We start from the raw sequence: 25,294 nt of genomic DNA, 5'->3' as shown, positions 1-25,294 counted from the left end.
GTGTCCAAGCTCGCGACCGCGGCCAAACGCCTCCTGCTCGGCCGACCCTTCCGCAGCGACCGCCTCGCGCACACGCTGCTGCCGAAGCGGATCGCCCTCCCGGTGTTCGCCTCCGACGCGTTGTCCTCCGTGGCCTACGCCCCGGAGGAGATCTTCCTGACCCTCAGCGTTGGCGGCCTGTCCGCCTACAGCTTCGCGCCCTGGATCGGCGTGGTGGTCGCCCTGGTCATGCTGGTGGTGGTGGCCTCCTACCGGCAGAACGTGCACGCCTACCCCAGCGGCGGCGGCGACTACGAGGTCGCCACCACCAACCTCGGCGGCACCTTCGGCCTGACGGTGGCCAGCGCCCTGCTGGTGGACTACATCCTCACCGTGGCGGTGTCCACGGCCTCGGGCATCGCCAACATCGGCTCGGCCATCCCGTTCATCGGGGACCACAAGGTGCTGTTCTGCCTGCTGGTGGTCGGCCTGCTCACCGCGATGAACCTGCGCGGGCTGCGCGAGTCGGGCACGGCCTTCGCCATTCCCACCTACGGGTTCATGATCGGCATCTTCGGCATGGTGGTCTGGGGCCTGGTCCGCGCGGCCTTCGGCGCCGACCTGCGCGCCGAGTCGGCCGGGTTCACCCTGCACGGCGAGGGCTCCTGGACGGGCATCGCCTTCGCCTTCCTGATCCTGCGCGCCTTCTCCTCCGGCTGCGCCGCGCTGACCGGTGTCGAGGCGATCAGCAACGGGGTGCCCGCCTTCCGCAAGCCCAAGTCGCGCAACGCCGCCACCACCCTGCTGCTGATGGGTGTGATCGCGGTCACCATGCTGATCGGCATCATCACCCTGGCCGGGCTCACCCACGTGAACTTCGCCGACAACCCGGCCGCCCAGCTCTCCGGCGCGCCCGAGGGCTACCAGCAGAAGACGATCGTGGCCCAGATCGCCGCGGCGGTGTTCAGCAACTTCCCGCCCGCCTTCTACTACATCTCCTTCGTCACCGGCATCATCCTGGTGCTGGCCGCCAACACGGCGTTCAACGGCTTCCCGGTGCTCGGCTCGATCCTGGCCCAGGACCGCTACCTGCCCCGCCAGCTGCACACCCGCGGCGACCGGTTGGCCTTCAGCAACGGCATCGTGTTCCTGGCCGCCTTCGCGGTGCTGCTGATCGTGGCCTTCGACGCCGAGGTCACCCGGCTCATCCAGCTCTACATCGTGGGCGTGTTCGTGTCCTTCACGTGCAGCCAGGCGGGCATGATCCTGCACTGGAACCGGTTGCTGCGCACCGAGCAGGACCGCGCGGCGCGGTCCAGGATGCGGCGCTCGCAGGTGATCAACACCATCGGCCTGGTGATGACCGGCGCCGTGCTGGTCGTCGTGCTGATCACCAAGTTCCTGGCGGGCGCGTGGATCGCCATCGCCGCGATGGCCGCGATCTTCGCCCTGATGACCGCCATCCGCAAGCACTACGACACCGTCGCCAGCGAGCTGCGCATGGCCCAGCAGGAGCGCAAGAACGCGGTGATGCCCTCGCGCAACCACGCCATCGTGCTGGTGTCCAAGCTGCACCTGCCCACGCTGCGCGCGCTGTCCTACGCCAAGGCCACCCGCCCCGACGTGCTGGAGGCGGTCACCGTCAACGTGGACGACACCGACACCCGCGACCTGGTCGCCGAGTGGACCAAGCAGGAGTTCCAGACCCCGCTGAAGGTGATCGAGTCCCCGTACCGGGAGATCACCAAGCCGGTGCTGGACTACGTCAAGCGGGTGCGCACCGACAACCCGCGCGACGTGGTCACCGTGTTCCTGCCCGAGTACGTGGTCGGGCGGTGGTGGGAGCAACTGCTGCACAACCAGAGCGCACTACGGCTCAAGGGCCGCCTGCTGTTCCAGCCCGGGGTGATGGTCACCAGCGTGCCCTGGCAGCTCGCCTCGGCCAAGAAGCGCGACGAGCGGGCCACGGTCGCACCCGGTGCCATCCGGCGCGGCCTGGACACCCCGCACCAGCAGCGCAAGGCCCGCTCGTGACCGCGGCGCAGAGCTGGACCGGCCGCCAGGTCGAGGTCGAGGTCGGCGCGGTCGCGCACGGCGGGCACTGCGTGGCGCGGGCCGAGGGGCGGGTCGTGTTCGTGCGGCACGCCCTGCCCGGTGAGCGGGTGCTGGTGGAGATCACCGAGGACAAGGGCGGCTCGTTCTGCCGGGGTGACGCCGTGCAGGTGCTCGAGGCTTCCGCCGACCGCGTGGACCCGGTGTGCCCGCTGGCGCACCCCGGCGGCTGCGGGGGCTGCGACTGGCAGCACGCCTCGGGCCAGGCCCAGCGCGCGCTCAAGGCCGCGGTGGTCGCCGAGCAGCTGAGCAGGCTGGCCAAGCTGGACGTGGACGTGCTGGTCGAGGAGCTGCCCGGCGGGCTGGTGGACTGGCGGACCAGGGTGCGCATGGTCGTCGACGGCCACGGCCGCCCGGGTTTCCGCGGGCACCGCAGCCACAAGGTGATCCCCGCCAAGCGCTGCCCGATCGCCGCGCCCGGCCTGGTCGAGGACGCCAACGACCAGCGCTGGACCCGCGGCGCCGAGCTGGAGCTGACCACCGACGCCCGGGGCCGCGTGGACATCGTGGAGCACCCGCAGCGCGGGCGCAGCCGCCAGGTCGAGGGCGACGGCGTGGCCGTGGAGCGGGCCGCGGGCCGCGAGTGGCACGTGGACGCGCACGGGTTCTGGCAGGTGCACCCCGAGGCCGCCGACTACCTGGCCGAGGTCGTGGGGGAGTGGGCGGCCGCCCGCCCCGGCGACACCGCGTGGGACCTCTACGGCGGCGCGGGCCTGTTCGGCTCGGTGCTGGCCGAGCAGGTCGGCGCCGAGGGCTCGGTGGTCGTGGTGGAGTCCGCGCGCGGTGCCGTCGCCGACGGACGCGCCAACCTGGTGGACCTGCCCCAGGTCCGGTTCCGGGTGGGACTGGTCGAGGACGTGCTCGCCCGGCTGCACGGCAGCCCCCAGGTGGTCGTGCTCGACCCGCCGCGCAAGGGCGCGGGCCGTGCCGTGGTCGACGCCCTCGCCGCGCGCGGGCCGGACCGGGTCGTCTACGTCGCCTGCGACCCGGCTGCGCTGGCCCGCGACGTGGCGGGGTTCGCCGCGCACGGCTACCGCCTGGACCGCCTGCGGGCGTTCGACGCCTTCCCGATGACCCACCACGTGGAGTGCGTGGCGCTGCTGGTCAGGGACTAGCCGCGACACAGGGCGGTGGACGCACAAAACGACACCTGTTGCGTTTTGTGCGATTGGAGGAGTCGTGGCGCGAGCGGTGAACCAGGAGACCTACCTGCCTGACGAGGGCGAGCAGGTCGCGCGGGTCTACGACTTCCTGAAGGCGAGGGAGGACGCTGGGCTGGGGCGGCCGGACGTGCCGTGCTTCCTCAGCGGTACCGCGCCGGAGGACCGGGTTGAGCTGCCTGAGGACCTCTACCGCGTGCTGAGGCAGGTGGCGGAGGCGCTGAACAGCGGCCTGGCGGTGTCAGTCGCCCCCGTGACGAAGACGCTCACCACGCAGCAGGCCGCCGACCTGCTGGGCGTCAGCAGGCCCACGCTGATCCGGCTGCTCGACGAGGGCCAGATCCCCTTCGACCGGGTCAAGAGCCATCGGCGGATCACGCTCCGGGACCTGCTCGCCTACCGCGAGCAGCGCCGCGCCGACCAGTACGCGGCGCTGGAGGCCACCACCGTCGAGGAGGACGAGGACCTGGACGCGGTGCTGAACCGGCTGCGCGGTGCCCGTCGTGCGATCGGTGAGCGGCGTCGGGCGGCGCCCGCCGACTGACAGACCTCCCTGTCACGATGCTGGGATGTTCACGGTTCTGCTCGACACCTGCGCCCTGTGGCCCGGCCTGCAGAGGGACTTCCTGCTGTCCCTCGTGGTCGAGGGCATGTACCGGCCGGTGTGGAGCCCGTGATCCTGGCCGAACTGGAACACGCGGAAGCGCGCAAGCTGATCGGGCGTGGCGTCGAGCCGCGTGAGGCGGCCCGCAGGGCACAGCACCTCCAGGTGCTGCCGCCGTGCCAGTTCGCAGCCAACACAGTCGCGGTCAACCGGACCCGTGCGCTGGCCGCGGTCGCCGTGATCGCGGGTAGACGTCCAGATGGCAACGCGGCCGAGGTCCTGCACCGGCTTGGTGCGCGCTACCGGATGGAGCGGGTCGTCGACCTGCTCCGGCCGTTCGTCGGCAGCGGCTGACGCCGCGCGAGTTGTCAGACCCCGGTGCCAGGCTGAGGGCATGGACGTGATGGACGAGTTCGACCTCGTCGCCGAGCAGGCCCAGCGGGTGATCTCGGCGGTCGGCCCCGAGCAGTTCGCGCTGCCCTCGCCCTGTGCGGGCTGGGACGTGCGTCGGGTGGTCGACCACCTGGTCAGCGGGCACCTGGTGTTCGCGGCGATCGTGTCCGAGGGCCCCGGACCCGACCGCGTCGCCGACCACCTCGGCGAGCGGCCCGCCGAGGCGTTCGGCCGCGCGGTGGGGGCCTTCCGCGCCGCGGCCACGGCCCCGGGCGCGCTGGCCGGGCGCTACCCCACCCCGATCGGCCCGCGCCCCGGCGAGTTCCTCGTGCACATGCGGGTCAACGAGATGCTGGCGCACGGCTGGGACGTGGCGGCGGCCACCGGGCAGCCCACCGACCTGGTCCCGGAGCTGGCCGAGCGCGCGCTGGCCATGTGGCAGGCCCGGCTCGCCGAGGTCGGTCGGCCCGAGGGCGGGCCGTTCGCCGCGGAGCGGCCCGCGCCGCCCGGGGCCACCGCGGCCGACCGGCTCGCCGCCTTCCTGGGCAGGGAGGTGCCGCCAACCGGTTGAGCGTGAGAAATGACTCAAGCGGGTGACCTCCTGCGGTGGCAGGACAACTCCAGCCCGCAGTCGTACGTCTGTCTGTGCAGGGTCTTGGGCCGGACGTGCGGTGACCGTGTCGTTCGAACGGCGGTTGAGCACATCGGGCAACCGCACTCTCGGCCACTGCCCGCCAGCCGGGCGCGACCTTGCTCCGTAGACTGAACGGCGCCGCTCACAGGCGGTGAGGTCGCAGGACGAGGCCCCGAATTGACCCCAGGTGCCAACAGGCGAGGTGAAGCGGTGACGCTGCTGGAATCCGTGCACGGTCCCACCGATGTGAAGCGGATGGAGCAGAACGAGCTGGAGCAGCTCGCGGCCGAGATCAGGTCGTTCCTGGTGGACAAGGTGTCCAAGACCGGCGGCCACCTCGGGCCCAACCTGGGCGTCGTGGAGCTGACCATGGCGCTGCACAGGGTGTTCGACTCACCCAGCGACGCCCTGCTGTTCGACGTGGGCCACCAGTGCTACGTGCACAAGATCCTCACCGGCCGCCGGGACGGGTTCGACCTGCTCAAGCAGACCGGCGGCGTCTCGGGCTACCCGAGCCGCGCGGAGAGCGAGCACGACTTCGTCGAGAACAGCCACGCCTCCACCGCACTGTCCTACGCCGACGGCATGGCCAAGGCGTTCAAGCTGGCCGGGTCCCGGCGGCACGTGGTGGCCGTGGTCGGGGACGGGGCGCTCACCGGGGGCATGTGCTGGGAGGCGCTGAACAACATCGCCGCCGACCGCACCAGGCCGGTGGTGATCGTGGTCAACGACAACGGCCGGTCCTACTCGCCGACCATCGGCGGGTTCGCCGACCACCTCGCCTCGCTGCGCCTGCAACCCGGCTACGAGCGCGTGCTGGAGAGCGGCAAGCGCACCCTGCAACGCACGCCGATGGTGGGCAACGCGGTCTACGCCGCACTGCACGCGGCCAAGCGCGGCATCAAGGACGCGCTGGCCCCGCAGGCGATGTTCGAGGACCTGGGCCTGAAGTACCTGGGGCCGGTGGACGGCCACGACCTCGGCGCGCTCGAGGCGGCGCTGCGCAAGGCCAAGGCGTTCAACGGGCCGGTGATCGTGCACGCGGTCACCCGCAAGGGCAACGGCTACCCGCCCGCCGAGAACGACGAGGCCGACCAGATGCACCAGTGCGGTGCCATGGACCCGGTCACCGGCAAGCCGCTCGGCCCCAAGTCGACGTCCTGGACCTCGGTGTTCGCCGAGGAACTGGTTCGCGCGGGCACCGAGCGCGAGGACGTGGTGGCGATCACCGCCGCCATGCTCGCGCCCACCGGCCTGGACAAGTTCGCGCGGTCCTTCCCGGACCGCTGCTTCGACGTGGGCATCGCCGAGCAGCACGCGCTGACCTCCGCGGCGGGCATGGCCATGGCCGGTCTGCACCCGGTGGTGGCGCTCTACTCCACCTTCCTCAACCGGGCCTTCGACCAGCTGCTGATGGACGTGGCCCTGCACAAGCAGCCGGTCACCCTCGTGCTGGACCGCGCGGGCATCACCGGCTCCGACGGCCCCAGCCACAACGGCATGTGGGACCTGTCCATCCTCGGGCTGGTCCCCGGCATCCGGGTGGCCGCACCGCGGGACGCCCGCACCCTGCGGGAGGAGTTCCGCGAGGCGCTCGCCGTGGACGACGGGCCCTCGGTGCTGCGCTTCTCCAAGGGCGCGGTGGTCGAGGAGGTGTCCGCGCTGCGCCGCGTCGGCTCGGTGGACGTGCTGGCCGAGCCCGGTGCGGGCGCCGAGGGCGATGTGCTGCTGATCGCGGTCGGCGCGTTCGGCGAGCTGGGTGTCGCCGCCGCGAGCAGGCTCGCCGACCAGGGCATCGGGGTCACCGTGGTGGACCCGAGGTGGGTCATGCCGGTGCCCGCCGAGCTGGTCGAGATGGCCGCCGAGCACCGGCTGGTGGTCACCGTGGAGGACTCGGGCAGGCACGGCGGCTTCGGCTGGTCGCTGGCGGCCGCGCTGCGCGACGCCGGGGTGGACGTGCCGCTGCGCGACCTCGGTGTGCCCCAGCGCTTCCTGGAGCACGGCTCGCGCTCCGAGGTGCTGGCCGCGCTCGGACTGACCGCCCAGGACGTGGCCAGGCGGGTCACCGAGTGGGTCGCGGGCCGCGTGGGCCAGCCCACTGCCGTGACCGAGCAGGTCGACGAGCACAAGGGGGCCTGAGCCCGCCGCGCACCCCTCCTGCGGCGCCCGGTCCCCGGGCTGTGGCACCGTGGAGGGGTGCGGATCCTGGTAGTCGAGGACGAACAGCCGTTGGCCGAGGCGATCGCCCGTGGCCTGCGGCGTGAGGGTATGGCAGTGGACGTCGCCTTCGACGGCGAGTCGGGCCACGAGAAGGTCGCCGTCACGCGGTACGACGTGGTGGTGCTGGACCGTGACCTGCCCAGGATGTCCGGGGACGAGTTGTGCCGGGAGATAGTGCGCTCCGGCGCGCTCACCCGTGTGATCATGCTCACCGCCAGCACCACCGTCGAGGACCGGGTGGCGGGACTGTCCCTGGGCGCCGACGACTACCTTGCCAAGCCCTTCGCCTTCGCCGAGCTGGTGGCCAGGGTGCGGGCACTGGCCCGGCGTGCGACCCCGGCCACCCCGCCGGTGCTGATCGCCGCCGACGTGCAGCTGGACCCGGCCAAGCGCACCGTCACCAGAGCCGGTCAGCTCGTCGACCTGACCCGCAAGGAGTTCGGCGTGCTGGAGGTCCTGATGGCCGCCGGCGGCACCGTGGTCAGCAGCGAGGAACTGCTGGAGCGGGTCTGGGACGAGAACGCCGACCCGTTCACCACCACCGTGCGGGTGACCGTGATGACCCTGCGCAAGAAGCTCGGCGAGCCCGGCATCATCGAGACCGTGGTCGGCTCCGGCTACCGGGTGCCCGCCGCTGGCAAGGCCGTCACCGCGCAGGACCGCGCCTAGATGAGCGAGCTTGCGAGCGAATCATCAAGCACAGTGCCTGCGCGAAGCGCTGCGGCGAGCGCCAGCGAGTCGCGGCAGTGATGCGTGGTCCCGGCCTGCGGCTGCGCATCACCCTGATCGCGGTCGGCATCGTCGCCGCGGTCAGCGCGGTGCTGCTCTGGCTGGGCTGGCTGCTGGTGGGCGCGGCCGTGCGGGGTGCCGTGCCCCAGCTGCCACCGGGCAGTCAGGTCATCGTGGACGGGGCCGCCGTGGAGGCGGCCCAGCTCGGTGAGGTGCTCCAGGACCACGCCAGGGCGCAGGTGCTCGGCACCGGACTGGTGGCGTTCGTGTTCCTGCTGCTGGCGGCGGCCGTGCTCGCGTGGACCTTCACCGGGCGGGTGCTGCGCCCGCTGCACGAGGTCACCGGCACCGCCCGCAGGCTGTCCGCCGAGTCCCTGGGCGAGCGCATCAACCTGGACGGCCCGCGCGACGAGGTGTCCGAGCTGGCCGACACCTTCGACGCCATGCTCGACCGCCTGCAAGCCGCCTTCGACTCGCAGCGCCGGTTCGTGGCCAACGCCAGTCATGAGCTGCGCACCCCGCTGGCCGTGATCCGCACCGAGCTGGACGTCACGCTCTCCGACCAGGATGCCGACGCCGAGGAGCTCCGGCGCATGGCCCAGGTCGTGCGCACCGCCGCGCTGCGCGCCGAGCAGCTGGTGGAGTCCTTGCTGCTGCTGGCCCGCACCGACGGCATCGGCCTGGTCGTGCACGAACCGGTCGACCTGTCCGCCGTGGTCGCCAGCGCCTGGCGCTCCGCCCGGCTGGAGGCCGAGGCCCGGGGTGTGCAGGCCACCTTCCGCACCGTGCCCGCCTCGGCCGTGGGCGATCCCGCGCTGCTGGAGCGGGTCGCGGGCAACCTGCTGGAGAACGCCGCCCGGCACAACGTGGAGGGCGGCTGGATCGAGGTGCAGACCGAGAGCGGTCCACAGTGGACGGTGCTGCGGGTGAGCTCCAGCGGGCAGCAGGTGGACAGCGAGCGGGTCAACGAGCTGTTCGAGCCCTTCCGGCGCGGCGGGGTGGACCGCACCGCGCGGACCGGGACCGGGCTCGGGTTGTCCATCGTGCGGGCCGCCGTGGGCGCGCACGGTGGGGTGGTGCACGCCGAGCCGGTGCCCGGTGGCGGGCTGGCCGTCACCGTGCGCCTGCCGAGCAAACCGGGGGGATGACATGGACCAGTCCACTGTGGACAAGTATCTGGCCAGGATCGGCGCCGAGGCGGGAGATCCGCTGCCGGTGCTCCAGGAGCGGCACCTGCTCGCCATTCCGTTCGAGAACCTGGCCATCCACCTCGGTGAGCCGATCAGCCTGGACCTGGACGCACTGATGGACAAGGTGATCACCCGGCGCCGTGGCGGCTTCTGTTACGAGCTCAACGGGTTGTTCGCCGCCCTGCTGACCGCGCTCGGGCACCCCGTGCGGCTGCTCGCCGCGCGGGTGTACGGCCAGGACCGGCTCGGCCCGCCCCTGGACCACCTCGCGCTCGCTGTCGGCGACCTGCTGCTCGACGTGGGTTTCGGGCGGTTCAGCCGCTACCCGTTGCGCCTGGATTCCTTTGCTGAGCAACAGGATCCCAGCGGGGTGTTCCAGCTCGCCGAGGCCGAGCACGGTGACATCGACGTGCTCCAGAACGGTGTGCCGCAGTACCGGTTGGAGACACGGCCCCGCGAACTGACCGAGTTCGCCGCGATGTGCTGGTGGCAGCAGAACTCGCCCGACTCCGGGTTCACCAAGTCGCTGACCTGTTCCCGGCTCACCGCTGACGGCCGCGTCACGCTCAGCGGCACCCGTCTGATCCACACCGTCGAGGGGCAGCGCACCGAACAGGAACTGCACGGGGACACCGCGGTGCTCGCCGCCTACCGCGAGCACTTCGGTTTCGACCTCGACCGCGTGCCGGTGGTGCGGAGCTAGCGGGCGTTCACGGCCAACCCGGTGCGTGCGAGGTGCTCGGCGCTGCGGCGAGCCGGGTGCACGCCGCCTTGGCCTGCTCGGCGATCCAGTTCGGGGTGGCCTGCGCGCCCAGTTCGCGGGCCTTGCCCAGCAACGCCAGCAGCGCGTCGTACTGGTCCCCGGACAGGCCCATCTCCTGGTAGTCCAGGCCGGTGTCCCGGGCGTTGCGCAGCGCCTCCCGCGCCCAGTACGCCAACTGGTTGGTGCACGCCGTCACCGCGTCGACCGCGGTGGTCGTCGTGGTGGTGGGAGCGGCCGGTTCCGTGCCGCCCGCGCACCCGGCGGCCGCGAGCACCAGCGCCACGGCCGCCCCGGCCCGTCTAGAAGGCGTCGCCACCGGAGAAGGTCTCCTCCAACGAGTCCACCGTGCCCGCCAGCAGCGCCAGCGGGTCCACGAACTCGTTGATGTCCAGGTTCGACAGCGGCAGCGAGTGCCGCAGCACCACGTGCTCACCCATGATCGCCGCCCCGCCCACCACCGTGGTCTCGCCGATCTCCTTGAGCACCGCGTTCAGGTTGACCTGCCCGGCCATCGCGAACGGGGAGGCGATCTGCACCCACTCCTCGCGGCCGTCGAGCACCTCACGGCTGAGCCAGATCAGCTGACTGCGCTCATCCTCGAACTCCACGTAGATGTTGATCTCGTCGCGCGTCTCCTCCACGACCCGGTACTCGGTCCTGATGAAGGCCACCAGGTCTTTCCACGTCGCCATGACGCACCCTTCCCGCTACACCGAACAAGATCACCTCGACCCTAGGCCGATCGGCGGGAGCGCAACAGCCCCTAACCGGGGAGCAGCCGCCGGGCGATCTCCTGGCCCAGCGCGGTGCCCGACAGCCAGGCGGTCTGCACGCGGGGCGTGGCGCCCCAGGCGTCCCCGCACAGGCCGATGCCCTGCTCGTCCAGGTGGAACGGGGCCTCGGTGACCGGCTCGGGCTGGGCGTACCGCCACAGCCGCACGTGCCGGGACAGTGGCTGCTGCCTGAGGCCGATGACGTAGCTGAGCGCCTGCACCACGTCCTCAGCGGCGCGCTCGGGGTTGTCCAGGTGTTCGGCGGTGTACTCGGCTGTGGTGTGAGCCACCAGCACGGGGGCGTCATCGCCGCGACGCGAGCCATCGTCGCAGATCATCCGCAACTGCCCGTGCCCGTTGACGAACGCGCCCCGCAACCGCCAGGTCCGCTCCGCGTACCGCAGCGTCACGGCGATCGAGGACTGCCAGCGCTGTGCGGCCGCGGCGGCGCGGGCGGCCGACAGGTCCTCGGCCAGCAGCGGCAACGCCTCGGGGCCGGGCATGGCCAGCACGACGTGGTCCGCGCGCGATCCGTCCACTACGGGGCCGGGGCCGACTGAGCGGACCGCCCGGCCGAGTGTGACCGGCAACCCGGCGGCCAGGTCCGCTGCCAGCGACCTGAGCCCGCGCGGCGCCGCCCAGCGCATCGGTCCCGGCGCGGCCACGTGGTCGTGCCGGTCGATCGCCGTCAGCGTGTCGGTCCACGGCCTGGCCAGCCCCTTGTCCCGCCACCGCGTCACGACGGCCTCGAAACCCGGGTCGCTGACGGTGAAGTAGGCCGCGCCGACATCGGTGGGACGGCCCTCGTGGGACTCGGTGGACAGCCGGCCGCCCACCACGGTGTCCCGCTCCAGCACGGTGACCGCGACGCCGGCGTCGACCAGGGCCCTGGCGCAGGCCAGTCCGGCGACGCCGGCGCCGATCACGGTCACGGTCACCGGGTCAGGCTAGTCAGTCCCAGATCTGGATGGCCCGCACCACGAACGGCGCGTCGGGCACGTAGGTGCCGCCCTTGGGATAGGTGGTGAACTCCGCTTCGGTCGAACACTTCGCTCCTTGGTAGACGGACACATCACGGGTCAGCCTGTTCACCAGCGATCTGGCGACCAGTTTCTCGGGCAGCGGCACGCACTCGTTGGGGTTGGCGGTCTCCAGGTTCAGCCGCACCGACTTGCCGGTGTAGTTCGGTCCGCTCCACGCGCAGAACTCGCCCGCGTCACACTTGGCGTCCTCGGCGGTGGCCGCGGCCGCGGGTGCCGCGGCGGCCAGCAGGACGGCCGCGGTGAGTCCGAGCAGGATCCTGGTCGACATCGGGTACTCCCTCCGTTGGACAACTCCGCCAGTTCAGAGCCCGTCGCGGGGCCGGAACGGACCACTGTCACCCGTTGGTGTCGGCCGAGGTGAGCAAGCGCACGCCAAGATCGGGTTTTTCGGGGTGTGGGGCAGGGTAAGAACGGTGAGTGGCAAGCACCCTGATGTCCCGTCCCGCTCCCGCACTGCGCCGTGACCAGCGCGCACTGGTGGAAGCCATCCGCCGGCTCCCCGACTTCCGGACCGTCGCCGTGCTGCGCGGCTTCGACAAGTCCAGCCGTGCCACCAAGGACGCCCTGCTCGAGGTCGTGCGCGAGCGCGGGGGCCACCTCGTCGACCTGACCCCCATCCCCGGTCTCGGTGAACTCTCCGCCACCCCGCAAGCCGACCTGGTCGTGGCCACCAACCGCGCGCTGACCGCCGCCGCCGAGCGCTGCGGCGCGATGTGGAACGTGCCGGTGGTCGTGCCCGGCGAGATCGGTGAGGACAGCGGCCGGCTGATCCGCACCCACCAGCCCGCCGTGCTGATCACCCGCGACAACGGCCGCCAGGACGTGGTCGTGCGCGAACTGCGCCTGCTGGGCCGCGTCGCCTGGACCGACGGTGGCGGGCGGGCCCGCGACGCCGAGGAGCTCGTGCTGCGGCCCACCGCCGAGGGCATGGTCGTCACCGCCGTGTTCGCCGGTGTCACCACCACCCGCCCCGCCGCGCGCGCCGTGGCCGTGGAGGTCGGCGAGGACGTGGTCGCCGAGATCGACGGCCAGCCCAACCTGGTCGTGCCCGGCAGCTACCACGGCAGGCTGACCACCCGCCCGGTGTGCCGCCTGTCAGTGGTGGGCTGATGTAGTACAACTTGTAGTACCGTGTTCCCATGAGCGAAGTCCCCGTCCGCCAGCTCAACCAGGACACCGCGGGTGTGCTGGCGAGGGTGAAGCGCGGCGAGGAAGTCGAGATCACGGAGCGGGGCGTCGTGGTCGCCCGCATCGTGCCGCCCACGCCGCAGCCACTGGCGGACCGCATCGCTTCGGGCAAGCTCCGGTTGCCGACCGTCGGTGGGCCGATGCCGAGGCCGCGGGGGCCGGTACGCGCCGATCACGAGGCGGGCGAGTTGGTCAGCGGGCTGCGGGACGAGGAACGCTACTGATGATCTACCTCGACACCGCGGCGCTGATCAAGCTCATCCGCCGCGAGGTCGCCAGTGACGAGCTCGTCGACTGGCTGGACGCGCGCCAGGGCACGATGCTCGTCTCCTCCGCGCTGTCCGAGGTCGAGGTGCCCCGGGCGTTGCGGCGCAGCGAACCCGAACTGCTCGGCAGCGTGCCCGCTGTGTTGCGTCGCATCGCCATCTACGAGATCGATGACCTCGTGCGCGCCACGGCTGCGGCCTACCAGGACCCGCTCCTGCGGTCACTGGACGCGATCCACCTCGCCACCGCGCACGCGGCACTCGGTGAAGCCCTGACGGCATTCGTCACTTATGACAAGCGCTTGCTCGCGTCAGCCGGAGCAATAGGGTTGCCCACGGCGAGCCCAGGCGCTTGAGCTCACCCCACCCGCCCCGCCAGCGACAGGGCGTCGTGCGGGGCGTGGGCGTGCATGCTGTTGTCGAAGTACACATGGACGTCACCGGTGGCGGCCCACGCACGCACACGGGCGGCCCACGAGTCGAGTTCGGGCGAGCTGTAGGCGCTGGCGTACAGCTCGGCGCCGCCGTGCAGGCGCACGTAGGTGAAGTCGGCGGTCAGGACGTCGAAGCGCGGGTGGGCGCCAGCGGTGTCGGCGATGACGGAAGCGACGTTGTGGGCGCGCAGCAGGGCGAAGTACTCGGGCGTGTCGAAGCTGGAGTGCCGGGCTTCGACGGCGTGCCGCACCGAATCGGGCAGCACGGCGAGGAAATCGCGCAGGCGGTCGGGCTGGAAGTGCAGGCTTGGCGGTAGTTGCCACAGCACGGGGCCGAGCTTGGGGCCGAGGGTGAGCACGCCGGAGTCGAAGAACTCGTGCACGGCCTCAGCGACGGCGTGCAGGCGCTTGACGTGGGTGACGAACCGGTGGCCCTTCACGGCGAACACGAAGTCCTCGGGTACCTGGGCGGCCCAGGACTGGTAGTTGGCGGGTGTGCGCAGCGAGTAGAACGAGCCGTTGATCTCGATGGAGTTCACCTTGCGGGACAGGAACTCCAGCTCACGGCGTTGCACGAGCCCCTTGGGGTAGAAGGGCCCGCGCCACTCGGGGTACACCCAGCCGGAGGTCCCGATACGGATCACCACTCCATGATCCGACAAGAAGGGGCCGGTCGCGCGCGAACGCACGACCGGCCCCGACGGTGCGCGGGGATCAGGCGGGCACGGAGGCCACGCCCGGAGCCAGGAACCGCTTGCCGGTGACCCGCTCGGACACGCCGGTGCGGTCCAGGTGCGGGGTGATGCCGCCCAGCCAGAACGGCCAGCCAGCACCGAGGATCAGGCACAGGTCGATGTCCTGCGCCTCGGCCACGACACCCTCGTCCAGCATGAGCCGGATCTCCTGCGCGAGGGCCTCCTCGGCGCGGGTGCGCAGCTGCTCGGCGGTCAGCGGCTTGTCGCCGGGCTGCCACAGCGCGGCGACCTCGGGGTCGACCGACTGGTTGCCCTGGGCGTCCCATGTGTAGACGCCCGTCTTACCGGCAGCGACGAACTTGCGCATGTTCTCGCTGACGCCGAACCGGTCGGGGAACGCCCCGTGCATCGTCTCGGCCACGTGCAGCGCGACGGCGGGGCCGACGAGCTGGAGCAGCACGAGCGGGCTCATGGGCAGGCCGAGCGGCTCCAGGGCCTTGTCGGCGACCTCGAACGGGGTGCCCTCGTCCACCGCGGCGATGACCTCGCCGAGGAACCGGGTGAGCAGCCGGTTGACCACGAACGCGGGCGCGTCCTTGACCAGCACGCAGGACTTCTTCAGCTGCTTGCCCACGGAGAACGCGGTGGCCAGCGAGGCGTCGTCGGTCTGCTCGCCGCGCACGATCTCCAGCAGCGGCAGCACGGCGACGGGGTTGAAGAAGTGGAAGCCGACGACCCGCTCGGGGTGGGCCAGCTTCGCGGCCATCTCGGTGATCGACAGCGAGGAGGTGTTGGTGGCCAGGATGCACTCGGCGGAGACGTGCTCCTCGACCTCGGCGAACACCTGCTGCTTGACCGACAGCTCCTCGAACACGGCCTCGATGACGAAGTCCGCGTCGGCGAAGGCGGCCTTGTCCAGCGAGCCGCTCACCAGCGCCTTGAGCCGGTTGGCGGCGTCGGGGGACAGCCTGCCCTTGCCCTGCAACTTGTCGATCTCGCCGTGCACGTAGCCGACGCCCTTGTCCACCCGCGCCTGGTCGATGTCGGTGAGCACCACCGGCACCTTGAGCTGGCGCACGAACAGCAGGGCGAGCTGGCTGGCCATCAGGCCCGCGCCCACGACGCCGACCTTGGTGATCGGCCGCGCCAGGGACTTGTCCGGGGCACCCGCGGGGCGCTTGGCCCGCTTCTGCACCAGGTTGAACGAGTACAGCCCGGCCCGCAGCTCGTCGGTCAGCAGCAGCTCGGCCAGCCCGTCGGTCTCGGCGGCGTACCCGGCGTCGAGGTCGTTGCCGCGGGCCAGCTCCAGCAGCTCCAGGGCCTTGAGCGCGCCGGGGGAGGCCCCGTGCGTCTTGGCCTCGACGAAGGCGCGACCGCGGGCCAGCGCGGCGTCCCAGCCCGCGCCCCGGTCGATCTCCTTGCGCTCCGGCCTGATCTCGCCCGCGAGCACCTTGGACAGCCACAGCAGCGACTGCTCCAGGTAGTCGGCGGAGTCCAGCAGCACGTCCACGATGCCCAGCTGCGCGGCCTGCGCGGGCTTGAGCATCTTGTTCTGGTTCAGCGCGTTCTCGATGATCACCGTCACGGCGGCGTCCGCGCCGATCAGGTTCGGCAGCAGCTGGGTGCCGCCCCAGCCCGGGAACAGGCCGAGGAAGACCTCCGGGAAGGAGATCGCGGCGGCGTTGGCGGCCAGCGTGCGGTAGTGGCAGGACAGCGCCAGTTCCAGGCCGCCGCCCATGACCGCGCCGTTGACGAAGGCGAAGGTCGGGATCTGCGACTCGGTGAACCGGCGGAACACGTCGTGCCCGGTCTGCGCGATCTGGCGGGCCAGTGCCGGGTCGGCGACCTGCTCCACCCCGGACAGGTCCGCGCCCACCGCGAAGATGAACGGCTTGCCGGTCACGGCGATGGCCGCGGGCTTGGCCGCGATCGCCTCGTCCAGCGCGGAGTTCAGGCTCACCAGGCTCTGCGGCCCGAAGGTGGACGGCCTGGTGTGGTCGTGCCCGTTGTCGATGGTGATCAGCGCGACCTGCCCGGACACGCCGGGCACGGAGATCAGCCGGGTGGTGGCCTTCGTGACCACCTCGTCCGGGAAGGCGGCCTTGGCCTGCTCAGCGGTGATCACTTGTCGCCTCCCTCGAAGTGCGGGTTCTCCCAGATCACGGTGCCGCCCATGCCGATGCCGATGCACATGGTGGTGATGCCGTAGCGCACGTCGGGGCGCTCGGCGAACTGGCGGGACAGCTGGGTCATCAGCCGCACGCCGGAGGAGGCCAGCGGGTGGCCGGTGGCGATGGCCCCGCCCCACTGGTTGACCCTGGGGTCGTCCTCGGCGATGCCGAAGTGGTCCAGGAAGGCCAGTACCTGAACGGCGAAGGCCTCGTTGATCTCGAACAGGCCGATGTCGTCGATGGTCAGCCCGGCACGCTTGAGCGCCTTCTCGGTGGCCGGCACCGGACCGACGCCCATCACCTCGGGCTCCACGCCCGCGAAGGAGTAGCCGACCAGCCGCATGCCCACCGGCAGGCCCAGCTCGTTGGCGGTCTCCTCATCGGCGAGCAGGCAGCCGGTGGCGCCGTCGTTGAGCCCGGCGGCGTTGCCCGCGGTGACCCGGCCGTGCGGGCGGAACGGGGTCTTCAGCCCGGCCAGGTTCGCCACGGTGGTGCCCGGGCGCGGCGGCTCGTCGGCGGTGGCCAGGCCCCAGCCCTTCTCGGCGGAGCGGGTGGCCACGGTGACGAACTCCGGACCGATCTTGCCCGCCTTCACCGCGGCCTCGTACTTGTCCTGCGAGGCCACCGCGTAGGCGTCTGCGCGCTCCTTGGTGATGCCGGGGAACCGGTCGTGCAGGTTCTCCGCGGTCTGGCCCATGACCAGGGCCGAGGTGTCCACCAGGCGGTCGGCGAGGAAGCGCGGGTTGGGGTCCACGCCCTCACCCATCGGGTGACGGCCCATGTGCTCGACCCCGCCCGCGATGACCACGTCGTAGGCGCCGAAGGCGATGCCGCTGGCCGCGGTGGTCACCGCGGTCATGGCGCCGGCGCACATGCGGTCCACGGCGTAGCCGGGCACCGACTTGGGTAGCCCGGCCAGCAGCGCGGCGGTGCGGCCGATGGTCAGGCCCTGGTCACCGATCTGGGTAGTGGCCGCGATGGCCACCTCGTCCACCCGCTCCGGGGGCAGCTCGGGGTGCCGCCGCAGCAGTTCGCGGATGACCTTGACGACCAGGTCGTCAGCGCGGGTCTCGGCGTAGATGCCCTTCGGACCGGCCTTGCCGAACGGCGTGCGCACGCCGTCGACGAAGACCACGTTCCGAACGGCACGCTGCGTCGCTACGGGTGCGGCCACGGCGTGCTCCTCCTCGGTGAGTCAAGCGGGTTCGGCCGGGATCACTACCGGCCGGTAACCCAGACTCTAGCCTCAGTTACTCGCCGGTAACCAGTGGGGGCTTGTCGTGTACGTCACTGGCAGATGCTGCCGTAGTCCGCAGCGCCTCGCTGAGTGGCCCGGCGGCCAGCTCCACCTGCCACGGCCGGGCGTTGCCCGCGCGCAGCACCTCGGTCACCGAGGCCACGCCCAGGTCGGCGGGCGGCTCCCAGCAGGTGCGCCGGACCAGGTCGGGCAGCAGCAGGTTCTCCACCGGCATGCGCAGCCGGTCGGCGATGCCCGTCAGCGCCGCTCTGACGGCCGCCAGGCGGGCCGCGGCGTCGGGGTCGCGGTCGGACCACCGGTTGGGCGGCGGCGGGCCGTCGTGCGGCGGTGAGACCTCGGGGAGCTCCTTGCGGGTGAGCTCGCGGGCGGCGGCCAGGGCCTCGGACCAGACCCGCGCGCTGCGGCGCTGCGAGCGGCCGCGGAACACCGGCAGGGCGAGCAGCTCGGGCTCGGTGGCCGGGTCGTTCACGGCGGCGTCGATGATCGCGCTGTCGGGCAGCACCCGTCCCGGTGCGATGTCGCGCTGCCTGGCCAGGCCGTCCCGGGCCTCCCACAGGGCGCGCACCGCGGCCAGTTGGCGGGGGTTGCGCAGCCGGTGGATGCCGGAGGTGCGGCGCCACGGCTCGGCCCTCGGCTTGGACAGCGGCGCGGTGCGCACCGCCTCGAACTCCTGCAACGCCCAGTCCAGCTTGCCCTGGGCGGTCAGCTCGCGCTCCAGCACGTCGCGCAGCGGGACGAGCAGTTCCACGTCCAGCGCGGCGTAGGTGAGCCAGTCCTCGGGGAGAGGACGGCGCGACCAGTCGGCCGCGCCGTGCCCCTTCTCCAAGCGATACCCGAGCAGGCGCTCGACCATCGCCCCGAGGGCGACCCGGTCGAAGCCGGCAAGCCGGCCTGCCAGCTCGGTGTCGAACAGGACCGTGGGTCGCAGTCCCAGTTCCGCCAGACATGGCAGGTCCTGGGAGGCTGCGTGCAGCACCCACTCGGTGCCTTCCAACGCCTCTGCCAGCGGGTCGATCCGGCCGCTGAGCGCGACCGGGTCGACCAGCACTGTTCCTGCGCCTTCCCGTCGCAACTGCACCAGGTAGGCGCGTTGCGAGTAGCGGTAGCCCGATGCCCTTTCGGTGTCCACCGCCACCGGGCCCGTCCCGCCCGACAGCGCCGCGGCCGCGCGCCGCAGCGTTGTCGGATCGGACACCACGGGCGGAACTCCCTCAGCGGGTTCCGTCAGCGGTACCGGGTTGTCTCCGGTAGGACCTGTCGGTTCAGAGCAGGGTGCATCCACGGCGGAAGACCCTACGTCCTCCACGCCCCGCGCGGGCGTGGATCACGTCCGCTCAGCGGATCACACCGGCCCTCATGGCCAACGCGACCATCTGAGCGCGATCCCCGGTGCCCAGCTTCCGACCGATCCGCGACAGGTGTGACTTCACCGTGAGCGCGGACAGGTTCAGAGCCTCGCCGATCTCCTTGTTGCTCTGGCCATCGGCGACCAGCTGGAGCACCTCGACCTCACGCGCGGACAGTTCCCGCGGCGTGTTGTCGGTGCCGGGCACCCGCGTTCCTGCAGCCAGGACCGGTGCCACACTCGGGTCTGCGTACACCCCGCCGTCGAGCACTCGGCGCACCCCGTCGGTGACCACCATGGGCGAGGCGGACTTCAGCAGGTACGCCTGAGCGCCTGCCTGGAAGGCCGACCGAACCGCATAGGGGTCGTCGGATGACGCGAGTACCACGATGCGCGGCCAACCCTGGGCACGGAGTTCCGTGACCAGGTCGATGCCGCTTCCGTCGGGCAACCCGAGATCGAGGATCGCCAGGTCGCACGGTCCCGTGGCCAGGGCACGCGCCCTCGCCTCGGCCACCGATGCGGCCTCATGCACAGTTCCGGCGCCCATCTGGGTCAACCGGGCCGCTATCGCCTCCCTCAGCAGTGGGTGGTCGTCAACCACCAGCACTGAGAACAATTCCTCCCGCGGGTGCGGGACCATGTTCGCCGGCAACGAGCCGGCTGGCGTGGTACGAACGGCCTGACCTAAGCCGACGGCAGCCACGTCACTACCTCCCTGGAGTCGGTCGTGCCCCCCGACCGGCACCGGGACTCTCGTCCAATCAGCCGCGCCACTGATCGACCGAAAGTGGTGTCGACGGCAGCAGCGTAGCCGCCCAAGCGGGTCAGCGGGACGATCAAACGGGTATCTATCCCGATCGAGTTGTCACAGGCGGGCAGGTTTGTCGCACGATCGAGGGATGCCGCGCGAGTTTGCTAACGCGAGAACGGTTCATGACGACATGAAGGAGTTGACGGTGTCCCCGAACGGGTCCGCAGCGCGCGCCGAGGCGCTCCTGGAGCTGCACCAGCTGGCCGACGGGCACAACGACCTGCCGTGGGCACTGCGCGAACGCGCCGGGGGAGTGGGCTGGTTGGCCGACTGGGCCGGGGTCGACCTGACGCAGCGCGTGTCCGACCTGCACACCGACCTGGTCAAGTTGCGTGCGGGCCGTTTGGGCCTGCAGTTCTGGTCCGTCTACGTGCCCTGCCAGTACACCGGGCACAGCGCGGTCACCGCCGTGCTGGAGCAGATCGAACTGGTGTACGAACTTGCAACGCGGTACCCGGAACACCTGGCCATGGCGACCACCGCCGACGAGGCCGAGGCCGCGTTCGCCAACGGGCGGATCGCCTCCCTGCTCGGTGCCGAGGGCGGGCACGCCATCGCCGAGTCCCTTGGCGTGCTGCGGGCGCTGCACCGGCTCGGCGTCCGGTACATGACGCTGACCCACAACCTGAACACCCCGTGGGCCGACTCGGCAACCGACGAGCCCGTTTCCGCTGGTCTGAGCGAGTTCGGCCACGAGGTCGTGCGCGAGATGAACCGGCTCGGCATGCTGGTCGACCTGTCGCACGTGGCCCCCACCACGATGCGCGACGCGCTGGCCACCAGCCAGGCGCCGGTGATCTTCAGCCACTCCTCCTGCCGGGCCGTCGCCGACCACCCGCGCAACGTGCCCGACGACGTGCTCGCGAAGTTGGCCACGAACGGCGGTGTGTGCATGGTCACATTCGTGCCTGCCTTCGTGTCGCCCGCCTACGCGGAGTGGGACGGGCGGCTGCGCGAGGCCATGCACGCCGCCGGGGCCGACCACCGCGACATCGCCCAGCGCGAGCGGTTCACCGCCACGTGGACCGAGCCCAAGCCGGAGGTCACCATCGCGGACGTCGTGGCCCACCTGGAGCACGCCCGCGAGGTCCTCGGCATCGACCACCTGGGCCTGGGCGGGGACTACGACGGGGTCGGCGTGCTGCCCGTCGGCCTGGAGGACGTGTCCTGCTACCCGCGCCTGATCGGCGAACTGCTCGACCGCGGCTGGAGCGAGCAGGACTGCGCCAAGCTCGCCGGGGCCAACACCCTGCGCGTGCTGCGCGACGCCGAGGCCGTGGCGCGCAAGCTGCGGGGTTGACGCGTCATGAAGGTGCCCTTTGAGACGTTCGACGTCGTGAAGGGCACCTTCATGACGTGGCCGGGTGGGGCGGGCGGCATGGGTCGCTGATGCCGCGAAGGTGGCTTTCGCAGCGCTGGACGCGGCGAAAGGACCTTTCGCCGCGGAGCTGCGGAGCAGGCCGCCGCGGCCCATCCCCCCAGCTCAGCCCCCGCCACTCCTCGGGGGGCGTGCCCAGCTCCAGTCTACCCGCCACCCCACCTAGTTGATCTTGCTGAAGATCCACGTGTGGACAACTCACGGCCTGTGGACAACCCGTAGCGGCGTTACGGCGTGCCCTGGCGCTGGGTGAACAGGGTGACGCCCACCGGGGGCAGGCCCACGGTGCTGGAGATCAGCTCGCAGAACGCGTCGGCGTGCGCGGCCAGTTCGGCGTCGTCGGCGGTCCAGGAGGCGCGCAGCTCCAGGTCGTCGGTGCGGGCGGGACCCGAGATGTCGCCGAACCGGGCCGAGGAGGTCTGCGTGACGGTGCCGCCCAGCTGGCTCCAGTGCGCGGTGGACCCCTCCAGCGCGTCGGTGAGCCAGGACCAGGCCACGGCGGACAGCAGCGGGTCGCTGGCCAGCTCGGCGTCCAGCTCGGCCCGCACGAAGGCGACCACCCGCAGCACCCCACCCCAGGCGTCCTCCGCCTCGGGGTCGTGCAGCAGTACCAGCCGGCCGGTGGCCAGCTCGTCGGCAGGCCCGTGCGCCTCCGCGCTGAACGCGAAGGACCACGGCGCCAGCCGCTGCGGCGCGCGCACCTCGACCAGCTCGACCTCCGGCCTCGGCCGCACCGAGTGAAGCGCTTGCACGGCCTGCCGGAACAGCTCAGGCGGTTCCGACTTCCCGGTCACGTGACGTGACTCTAGGGCCAACCGGTGCCCCGCCCCGTGCGCCGCGCCGAACCGGCGGCTCGCGCGTTCCCGAGGCGTGGGAGCATGGAGGGCGAGATGACCAACACTGCACCGGTCTCGGCACGCCGGGACCTCTCCGAATCCCCACTGCTGGTTGCCGCGCGCGGCGGTGCCCCGTCCAGGACCCCGGTGTGGTTCATGCGCCAGGCCGGTCGGTCCCTGCCGGAGTACCGCCAGGTCCGCGAGGGCACGCCGATGCTGCAGGCCTGCCTCACCCCGGAGCTGGCCTGCGAGGTCACGCTCCAGCCGGTGCGCAGGCACGGCGTGGACGCGGCGATCCTGTTCAGCGACATCGTGGTGCCGCTCTACGCGGCCGGTGTCGACCTGGACATCGTGCCGGGCACCGGCCCTGTCGTGGCCAACCCGGTGCGCACCGCCGCCGACGTGGCCGCGCTGCCGCTGCTGCGCCCCGAACAGGTCGAGCCGGTGGCCGACACCATCCGGCTGCTCACCGCCGAGCTGGGCGACACCCCGCTGATCGGCTTCGCGGGCGCCCCGTTCACCCTGGCCTCCTACCTGGTCGAGGGCGGGCCCAGCCGCAACCACGAGCGCACCAAGGCGCTGATGCACTCCGAGCCGGAGGTCTGGCACGCGCTGCTGGACCGGCTGGCCACGATCACCGGCGAGTTCCTGCGCCTGCAGGTCGAGGCCGGGGTGGACGCCGTGCAGCTGTTCGACTCCTGGGCGGGCGCGCTGTCCGAGCGCGACTACCGCGAGTTCGTGCTGCCGCACTCGACGCGCGTGCTGGCGGCCGTGGCCGACGCGGGCGTGCCGAGGATCCACTTCGGGGTGGGCACGGGCGAGTTGCTGCCCGCCATGCGCGAGGCCGGTGCCGACGTGGTCGGCGTGGACTGGCGCATCCCGCTGGACGAGGCGGCCCGCAGGCTGCGCGCCGCCCGGCCGGAGGGCCCCGAGCCGGTCGTGCAGGGCAACCTGGACCCGGCACTGCTGTTCGCGGGCTGGCCGGTGCTGGAGCGCGAGGTGCGCCGCATCGTCGAGGAGGGGCGCGCCGCGGGCGGGCACATCTTCAACCTGGGCCACGGGGTGCTGCCGCAGACCGATCCCGAGGTGGTCACCAGAGTCGCCGACCTGGTGCACTCCCTCTCATGACGCCCACCAGCGTCGCCGTCATCGGCGGCGGCGTCTCCGGCACGGCAGCCGCCTACCGGCTGCGCCGCCTGCTGGGACCCGCGGCCGAGATCACGGTGTTCGAGCAGGCCGACCGGCTGGGCGGCAAGCTGCGCACGATCGAGTTCGCCGGGCGCGGGTTCGACGTGGGCGCCGAGGCGTTCCTGGCCCGCCGCGGCGAGGCCACCGAGCTGATCACCGAGCTGGGCATGGCCGAGCAGTTGGTGCACCCCACCCAGGCGGGCGCCACGGTGCGCGCCGGTGGGCGCACCAACAGGCTGCCCGCGCACACGCTGATGGGCGTGCCCGCTTCGGCGGAGGCCGTGCGCGAGGTGCTGTCCGAGCAGGCGCTGCGCCGGGTGTCCGAGGAGCCCACGCTGCCGCCGATCGAGCTGGACGGGGACGTGGCGGTCGGCGCGCTGCTGCGTGAGCGGTTCGGCCCCGAGGTGGCCGACCGGCTGGTCGACCCGCTGCTCGGCGGGGTCTACGCGGGCCGTGCCGACGCGCTGGGGTTGCGGGCCACCATGCCCGCCCTGGCGCGGGCCCTGGACCGGGGCGTGGGCTCGCTGGTCGCCGCGGCGGCCACGCTGGTGCCCGCCCCGCCGCAGAAGGGCACCAGTCGCCCACCGGTGTTCGGCACGCTCGCCGGTGGCCTGGGCTCGCTGGTGGACCGGCTCGCCGAGGCCTCCGCCGCCACGGTGCGGCTGGGGCAGACCGTGCGCGGTCTGTGCCGCACCGAGACGGGCTGGCGCCTGGACCTGGGCGCCGAGGCCGTGCTCGTGGACGGGGTGGTACTCGCGGTGCCCGCGCCCGCGGCCCGCAAGCTGCTGGCCGACACCGTTCCCGCTGCCGCAAACGCTTTCGCCGAGGTCGAGCTGGCCTCGATGGCCGTGGTGGCACTGGCACTGCCGCCGGACGTGGCGCTGCCGACCAACTCCGGGGTGCTGATCGCCGCCGACGACCGGCACGCCGACGGCACCCCGTTCACCGCGAAGGCGTTCACCTACTCCGGCCGCAAGTGGGCACACCTGGCCCCGGCGGGGGAACCGCTGGTGCTGCGCGGCTCGGTGGGCCGCGCGGGTGAGGCCGCCTCGTTGCAGGTCGAGGACGAGGAACTGGTCAGCGCGGTGCTCGCGGACCTGGCCGAGCTGACCGGGATCACCGCCAAGCCGCTGGAGACCAGCGTGACCCGGTGGGGCGGCGGGCTGCCGCAGTACGGGGTCGGCCACCTGGACCGGGTGAGCGCGATCGAGGCGGCCGTGCGCGAGGTGCCCGGACTGGCGGTGGCGGGCGCGAGCCTGCACGGGGTCGGCGTGCCCGCGTGCATCGCCACCTCACAGGCCGCCGCGGCCCGTGTCGCTGCCCACCTGCTGGGCCGCTACCGGCCCACCGGTGGGACGATGGGTGCATGGCCCGCCTGAACTACACCGAGTTGAACGACACCATCCGCTACACGATGTGGTCGGTGTTCCGCGCCGAGTCCGGTCGGCTGCCCGAGAACCGGGGCCCGGCGGCGACCGAGGCACAGGAGTACCTGGACTCGCTGGAGGCCAAGGGCGTCGTCGTGCGCGGCGTCTACGACCTCGCGGGTCTGCGCGCCGACGCCGACTACATGATCTGGTGGCACGCCGAGCAGATCGAGCAGTTGCAGGCCGCGTACTCCGGCTTCCGGCACACCGCGGTCGGCCGCGCCAGCACCCCGGTGTGGAGCCAGGTCGCACTGCACCGGCCCGCCGAGTTCAACAAGAGCCACATCCCGGCCTTCCTGGCCGGTGAGGAAGCCCGCAACTACATCTGCGTGTACCCCTTCGTGCGCTCCTACGAGTGGTACCTGCTGCCCGACGAGGACCGCCGCAGGATGCTGGCCGACCACGGCAAGGAGGCGCGCGACTACCCGGACGTGCGCGCCAACACCGTGGCCTCCTTCGCACTGGGCGACTACGAGTGGATCCTCGCCTTCGAGGCCGACGAGCTGCACCGCATCGTGGACCTCATGCGCCACCTGCGCGCCACCGAGGCCCGCAGGCACGTGCGCGAGGAGGTGCCGTTCTACACCGGCACCCGCGTGCCCGCCGCGGAGCTGGTCGCCGCCCTCCCGTAGCCGTTCGCCGCACTGCCCGATCGGTCCGCCGTTCGGGCAGTGCTGGGCCCGCTCGGTATTCA

26 protein-coding genes are annotated in these 25,294 nt (G+C 72.0%); 16 read left to right on the top strand and 10 right to left on the bottom strand.

What is annotated here, in order from left to right; translation table 11 throughout:
* The 9 genes from KALB_RS48885 (at position 1) to KALB_RS33535 (ending at position 9,724) form a co-directional block, all read left to right on the top strand.
* On the top strand, positions 1-2,013 hold the full coding sequence (locus KALB_RS48885) for an APC family permease (protein ID WP_030108758.1): 2,013 nt from the start codon (positions 1-3) through the stop codon (positions 2,011-2,013).
* Positions 2,010-3,206 carry a class I SAM-dependent RNA methyltransferase gene (locus tag KALB_RS48880; protein WP_042221065.1) on the top strand — a complete coding sequence of 399 codons (1,197 nt, stop codon included), beginning with the start codon at positions 2,010-2,012 and terminating at the stop codon, positions 3,204-3,206. The genes KALB_RS48885 and KALB_RS48880 overlap by 4 nt, the downstream gene beginning before the upstream one ends.
* A 64-nt stretch (positions 3,207-3,270) precedes the next feature.
* Positions 3,271-3,795 (top strand): helix-turn-helix domain-containing protein, encoded by a 525-nt coding sequence (locus tag KALB_RS33565; RefSeq protein ID WP_025360054.1) that lies wholly within the window; start codon positions 3,271-3,273, stop codon positions 3,793-3,795.
* Between the two features lie 120 nt (positions 3,796-3,915).
* On the top strand, positions 3,916-4,209 hold the full coding sequence (locus tag KALB_RS47165) for a hypothetical protein (RefSeq protein ID WP_025360053.1): 294 nt from the start codon (positions 3,916-3,918) through the stop codon (positions 4,207-4,209).
* 40 nt (positions 4,210-4,249) lie between these two features.
* Complete coding sequence (locus tag KALB_RS33555; RefSeq protein WP_025360052.1) at positions 4,250-4,819, top strand: TIGR03086 family metal-binding protein; 570 nt, start codon at positions 4,250-4,252, stop codon at positions 4,817-4,819.
* A 273-nt stretch (positions 4,820-5,092) separates the two neighbouring features.
* Positions 5,093-7,021, top strand: a complete 1,929-nt coding sequence (dxs, locus tag KALB_RS33550; protein WP_025360051.1) for a 1-deoxy-D-xylulose-5-phosphate synthase — start codon at positions 5,093-5,095, stop codon at positions 7,019-7,021.
* Positions 7,022-7,078: 57 nt separating this feature from the next.
* Positions 7,079-7,771 carry a response regulator transcription factor gene (locus KALB_RS33545; RefSeq protein WP_025360050.1) on the top strand — a complete coding sequence of 231 codons (693 nt, stop codon included), beginning with the start codon at positions 7,079-7,081 and terminating at the stop codon, positions 7,769-7,771.
* Between the two features lie 80 nt (positions 7,772-7,851).
* Positions 7,852-8,979 carry a sensor histidine kinase gene (locus KALB_RS33540; protein WP_025360049.1) on the top strand — a complete coding sequence of 376 codons (1,128 nt, stop codon included), beginning with the start codon at positions 7,852-7,854 and terminating at the stop codon, positions 8,977-8,979.
* 1 nt (position 8,980) lies between these two features.
* Positions 8,981-9,724 carry an arylamine N-acetyltransferase family protein gene (locus KALB_RS33535; RefSeq protein WP_025360048.1) on the top strand — a complete coding sequence of 248 codons (744 nt, stop codon included), beginning with the start codon at positions 8,981-8,983 and terminating at the stop codon, positions 9,722-9,724.
* A gap of 7 nt (positions 9,725-9,731) precedes the next feature.
* Here the strand turns inward: KALB_RS33535 and KALB_RS33530 are convergent, their stop codons facing one another.
* From KALB_RS33530 to KALB_RS33515, 4 genes are all read right to left on the bottom strand, one after another.
* Positions 9,732-10,100, bottom strand: coding sequence for a hypothetical protein (locus KALB_RS33530; protein WP_148309755.1), 369 nt, complete (start codon positions 10,098-10,100; stop codon positions 9,732-9,734).
* A complete protein-coding gene (locus KALB_RS33525; protein ID WP_025360046.1) occupies positions 10,084-10,476 on the bottom strand; it encodes a hypothetical protein in 393 nt (130 codons plus the stop codon). Before KALB_RS33525 ends, KALB_RS33530 begins: the two co-directional genes overlap by 17 nt.
* Positions 10,477-10,547: 71 nt before the next feature.
* The gene (locus tag KALB_RS33520) at positions 10,548-11,495 is read right to left on the bottom strand and encodes an NAD(P)/FAD-dependent oxidoreductase (RefSeq protein ID WP_201771849.1); all 948 of its coding nucleotides are present in this window, start codon (positions 11,493-11,495) and stop codon (positions 10,548-10,550) included.
* A 13-nt stretch (positions 11,496-11,508) separates the two neighbouring features.
* On the bottom strand, positions 11,509-11,868 hold the full coding sequence (locus tag KALB_RS33515) for a peptidase inhibitor family I36 protein (protein ID WP_025360044.1): 360 nt from the start codon (positions 11,866-11,868) through the stop codon (positions 11,509-11,511).
* A 149-nt stretch (positions 11,869-12,017) separates the two neighbouring features.
* Here KALB_RS33515 and KALB_RS33510 point away from each other — a divergent pair, with 149 nt between their 5' ends.
* Genes KALB_RS33510 through KALB_RS33500 form a run of 3 tightly spaced genes read left to right on the top strand, consistent with a single transcriptional unit; the run spans position 12,018 to position 13,410 of the window.
* Entirely contained in the window at positions 12,018-12,710 is a 693-nt protein-coding gene (locus tag KALB_RS33510) for a hypothetical protein (RefSeq protein ID WP_025360043.1), read from the top strand.
* Positions 12,711-12,739: 29 nt separating this feature from the next.
* On the top strand, positions 12,740-13,012 hold the full coding sequence (locus KALB_RS33505) for a type II toxin-antitoxin system Phd/YefM family antitoxin (protein WP_025360042.1): 273 nt from the start codon (positions 12,740-12,742) through the stop codon (positions 13,010-13,012).
* Positions 13,012-13,410: a type II toxin-antitoxin system VapC family toxin gene (locus tag KALB_RS33500; RefSeq protein ID WP_025360041.1), complete on the top strand. Its 399-nt coding sequence runs from the start codon at positions 13,012-13,014 to the stop codon at positions 13,408-13,410. The genes KALB_RS33505 and KALB_RS33500 overlap by 1 nt, the downstream gene beginning before the upstream one ends.
* A 2-nt stretch (positions 13,411-13,412) precedes the next feature.
* Here KALB_RS33500 and KALB_RS33495 read toward each other — a convergent pair whose 3' ends face one another.
* The 5 genes from KALB_RS33495 to KALB_RS33475 all read right to left on the bottom strand — a co-directional run bounded on the left by KALB_RS33495 (position 13,413) and on the right by KALB_RS33475 (position 19,663).
* Positions 13,413-14,132 carry a DUF72 domain-containing protein gene (locus tag KALB_RS33495; protein WP_025360040.1) on the bottom strand — a complete coding sequence of 240 codons (720 nt, stop codon included), beginning with the start codon at positions 14,130-14,132 and terminating at the stop codon, positions 13,413-13,415.
* 70 nt (positions 14,133-14,202) lie between these two features.
* A complete protein-coding gene (locus KALB_RS33490) occupies positions 14,203-16,308 on the bottom strand; it encodes a 3-hydroxyacyl-CoA dehydrogenase NAD-binding domain-containing protein (protein ID WP_025360039.1) in 2,106 nt (701 codons plus the stop codon).
* Entirely contained in the window at positions 16,305-17,528 is a 1,224-nt protein-coding gene (locus tag KALB_RS33485; protein ID WP_025360038.1) for a thiolase family protein, read from the bottom strand. The genes KALB_RS33490 and KALB_RS33485 overlap by 4 nt, the downstream gene beginning before the upstream one ends.
* Before the next feature lie 76 nt (positions 17,529-17,604).
* The gene (locus tag KALB_RS33480) at positions 17,605-18,894 is read right to left on the bottom strand and encodes a ribonuclease D (RefSeq protein WP_025360037.1); all 1,290 of its coding nucleotides are present in this window, start codon (positions 18,892-18,894) and stop codon (positions 17,605-17,607) included.
* 52 nt (positions 18,895-18,946) lie between these two features.
* Positions 18,947-19,663, bottom strand: coding sequence for a response regulator (locus tag KALB_RS33475; protein WP_035969312.1), 717 nt, complete (start codon positions 19,661-19,663; stop codon positions 18,947-18,949).
* Positions 19,664-19,901: 238 nt separating this feature from the next.
* Between KALB_RS33475 and KALB_RS33470 the strand changes: the two genes are divergently transcribed.
* Positions 19,902-21,071, top strand: coding sequence for a dipeptidase (locus tag KALB_RS33470; RefSeq protein ID WP_025360035.1), 1,170 nt, complete (start codon positions 19,902-19,904; stop codon positions 21,069-21,071).
* Between the two features lie 305 nt (positions 21,072-21,376).
* On the opposite strand, the gene KALB_RS33465 is transcribed toward KALB_RS33470, so the two are convergent.
* Positions 21,377-21,943 (bottom strand): DUF3000 domain-containing protein, encoded by a 567-nt coding sequence (locus KALB_RS33465; protein WP_025360034.1) that lies wholly within the window; start codon positions 21,941-21,943, stop codon positions 21,377-21,379.
* Between the two features lie 96 nt (positions 21,944-22,039).
* Here KALB_RS33465 and hemE point away from each other — a divergent pair, with 96 nt between their 5' ends.
* The 3 genes from hemE to hemQ are packed head-to-tail and all read left to right on the top strand — an operon-like array spanning position 22,040 to position 25,232.
* Positions 22,040-23,113, top strand: a complete 1,074-nt coding sequence (gene hemE / locus KALB_RS33460; protein ID WP_025360033.1) for a uroporphyrinogen decarboxylase — start codon at positions 22,040-22,042, stop codon at positions 23,111-23,113.
* A complete protein-coding gene (gene hemG / locus KALB_RS33455; RefSeq protein ID WP_025360032.1) occupies positions 23,110-24,552 on the top strand; it encodes a protoporphyrinogen oxidase in 1,443 nt (480 codons plus the stop codon). Before hemE ends, hemG begins: the two co-directional genes overlap by 4 nt.
* Positions 24,540-25,232 carry a hydrogen peroxide-dependent heme synthase gene (hemQ, locus tag KALB_RS33450; RefSeq protein ID WP_025360031.1) on the top strand — a complete coding sequence of 231 codons (693 nt, stop codon included), beginning with the start codon at positions 24,540-24,542 and terminating at the stop codon, positions 25,230-25,232. The genes hemG and hemQ overlap by 13 nt, the downstream gene beginning before the upstream one ends.
* Positions 25,233-25,294 lie beyond the last annotated feature (62 nt).

Origin of the sequence: Kutzneria viridogrisea DSM 43870 (assembly GCF_000525635.1) — a bacterium.
In the GTDB taxonomy this organism is placed as follows: Bacteria; Actinomycetota; Actinomycetes; order Mycobacteriales; family Pseudonocardiaceae; genus Kutzneria; species Kutzneria viridogrisea.
Note: the sequence above shows the minus strand (reverse complement) of the source record. Positions and strands in the feature narration are given on the sequence as shown.

Bases quoted from the DNA above. Each gene is read 5' to 3' on its own strand.
- KALB_RS33555 (WP_025360052.1), top strand. From the start codon at position 4,250: ATGGACGTGATGGACGAGTTCGACCTCGTCGCCGAGCAGGCCCAGCGG.
- KALB_RS33540 (WP_025360049.1), top strand. From the start codon at position 7,852: ATGCGTGGTCCCGGCCTGCGGCTGCGCATCACCCTGATCGCGGTCGGC.
- KALB_RS33535 (WP_025360048.1), top strand. From the start codon at position 8,981: ATGGACCAGTCCACTGTGGACAAGTATCTGGCCAGGATCGGCGCCGAG.
- KALB_RS33525 (WP_025360046.1), bottom strand. From the start codon at position 10,476: ATGGCGACGTGGAAAGACCTGGTGGCCTTCATCAGGACCGAGTACCGG.
- KALB_RS33515 (WP_025360044.1), bottom strand. From the start codon at position 11,868: ATGTCGACCAGGATCCTGCTCGGACTCACCGCGGCCGTCCTGCTGGCC.
- KALB_RS33505 (WP_025360042.1), top strand. From the start codon at position 12,740: ATGAGCGAAGTCCCCGTCCGCCAGCTCAACCAGGACACCGCGGGTGTG.
- KALB_RS33500 (WP_025360041.1), top strand. From the start codon at position 13,012: ATGATCTACCTCGACACCGCGGCGCTGATCAAGCTCATCCGCCGCGAG.
- KALB_RS33470 (WP_025360035.1), top strand. From the start codon at position 19,902: ATGAAGGAGTTGACGGTGTCCCCGAACGGGTCCGCAGCGCGCGCCGAG.
- hemE (WP_025360033.1), top strand. From the start codon at position 22,040: ATGACCAACACTGCACCGGTCTCGGCACGCCGGGACCTCTCCGAATCC.
- hemG (WP_025360032.1), top strand. From the start codon at position 23,110: ATGACGCCCACCAGCGTCGCCGTCATCGGCGGCGGCGTCTCCGGCACG.
- hemQ (WP_025360031.1), top strand. From the start codon at position 24,540: ATGGCCCGCCTGAACTACACCGAGTTGAACGACACCATCCGCTACACG.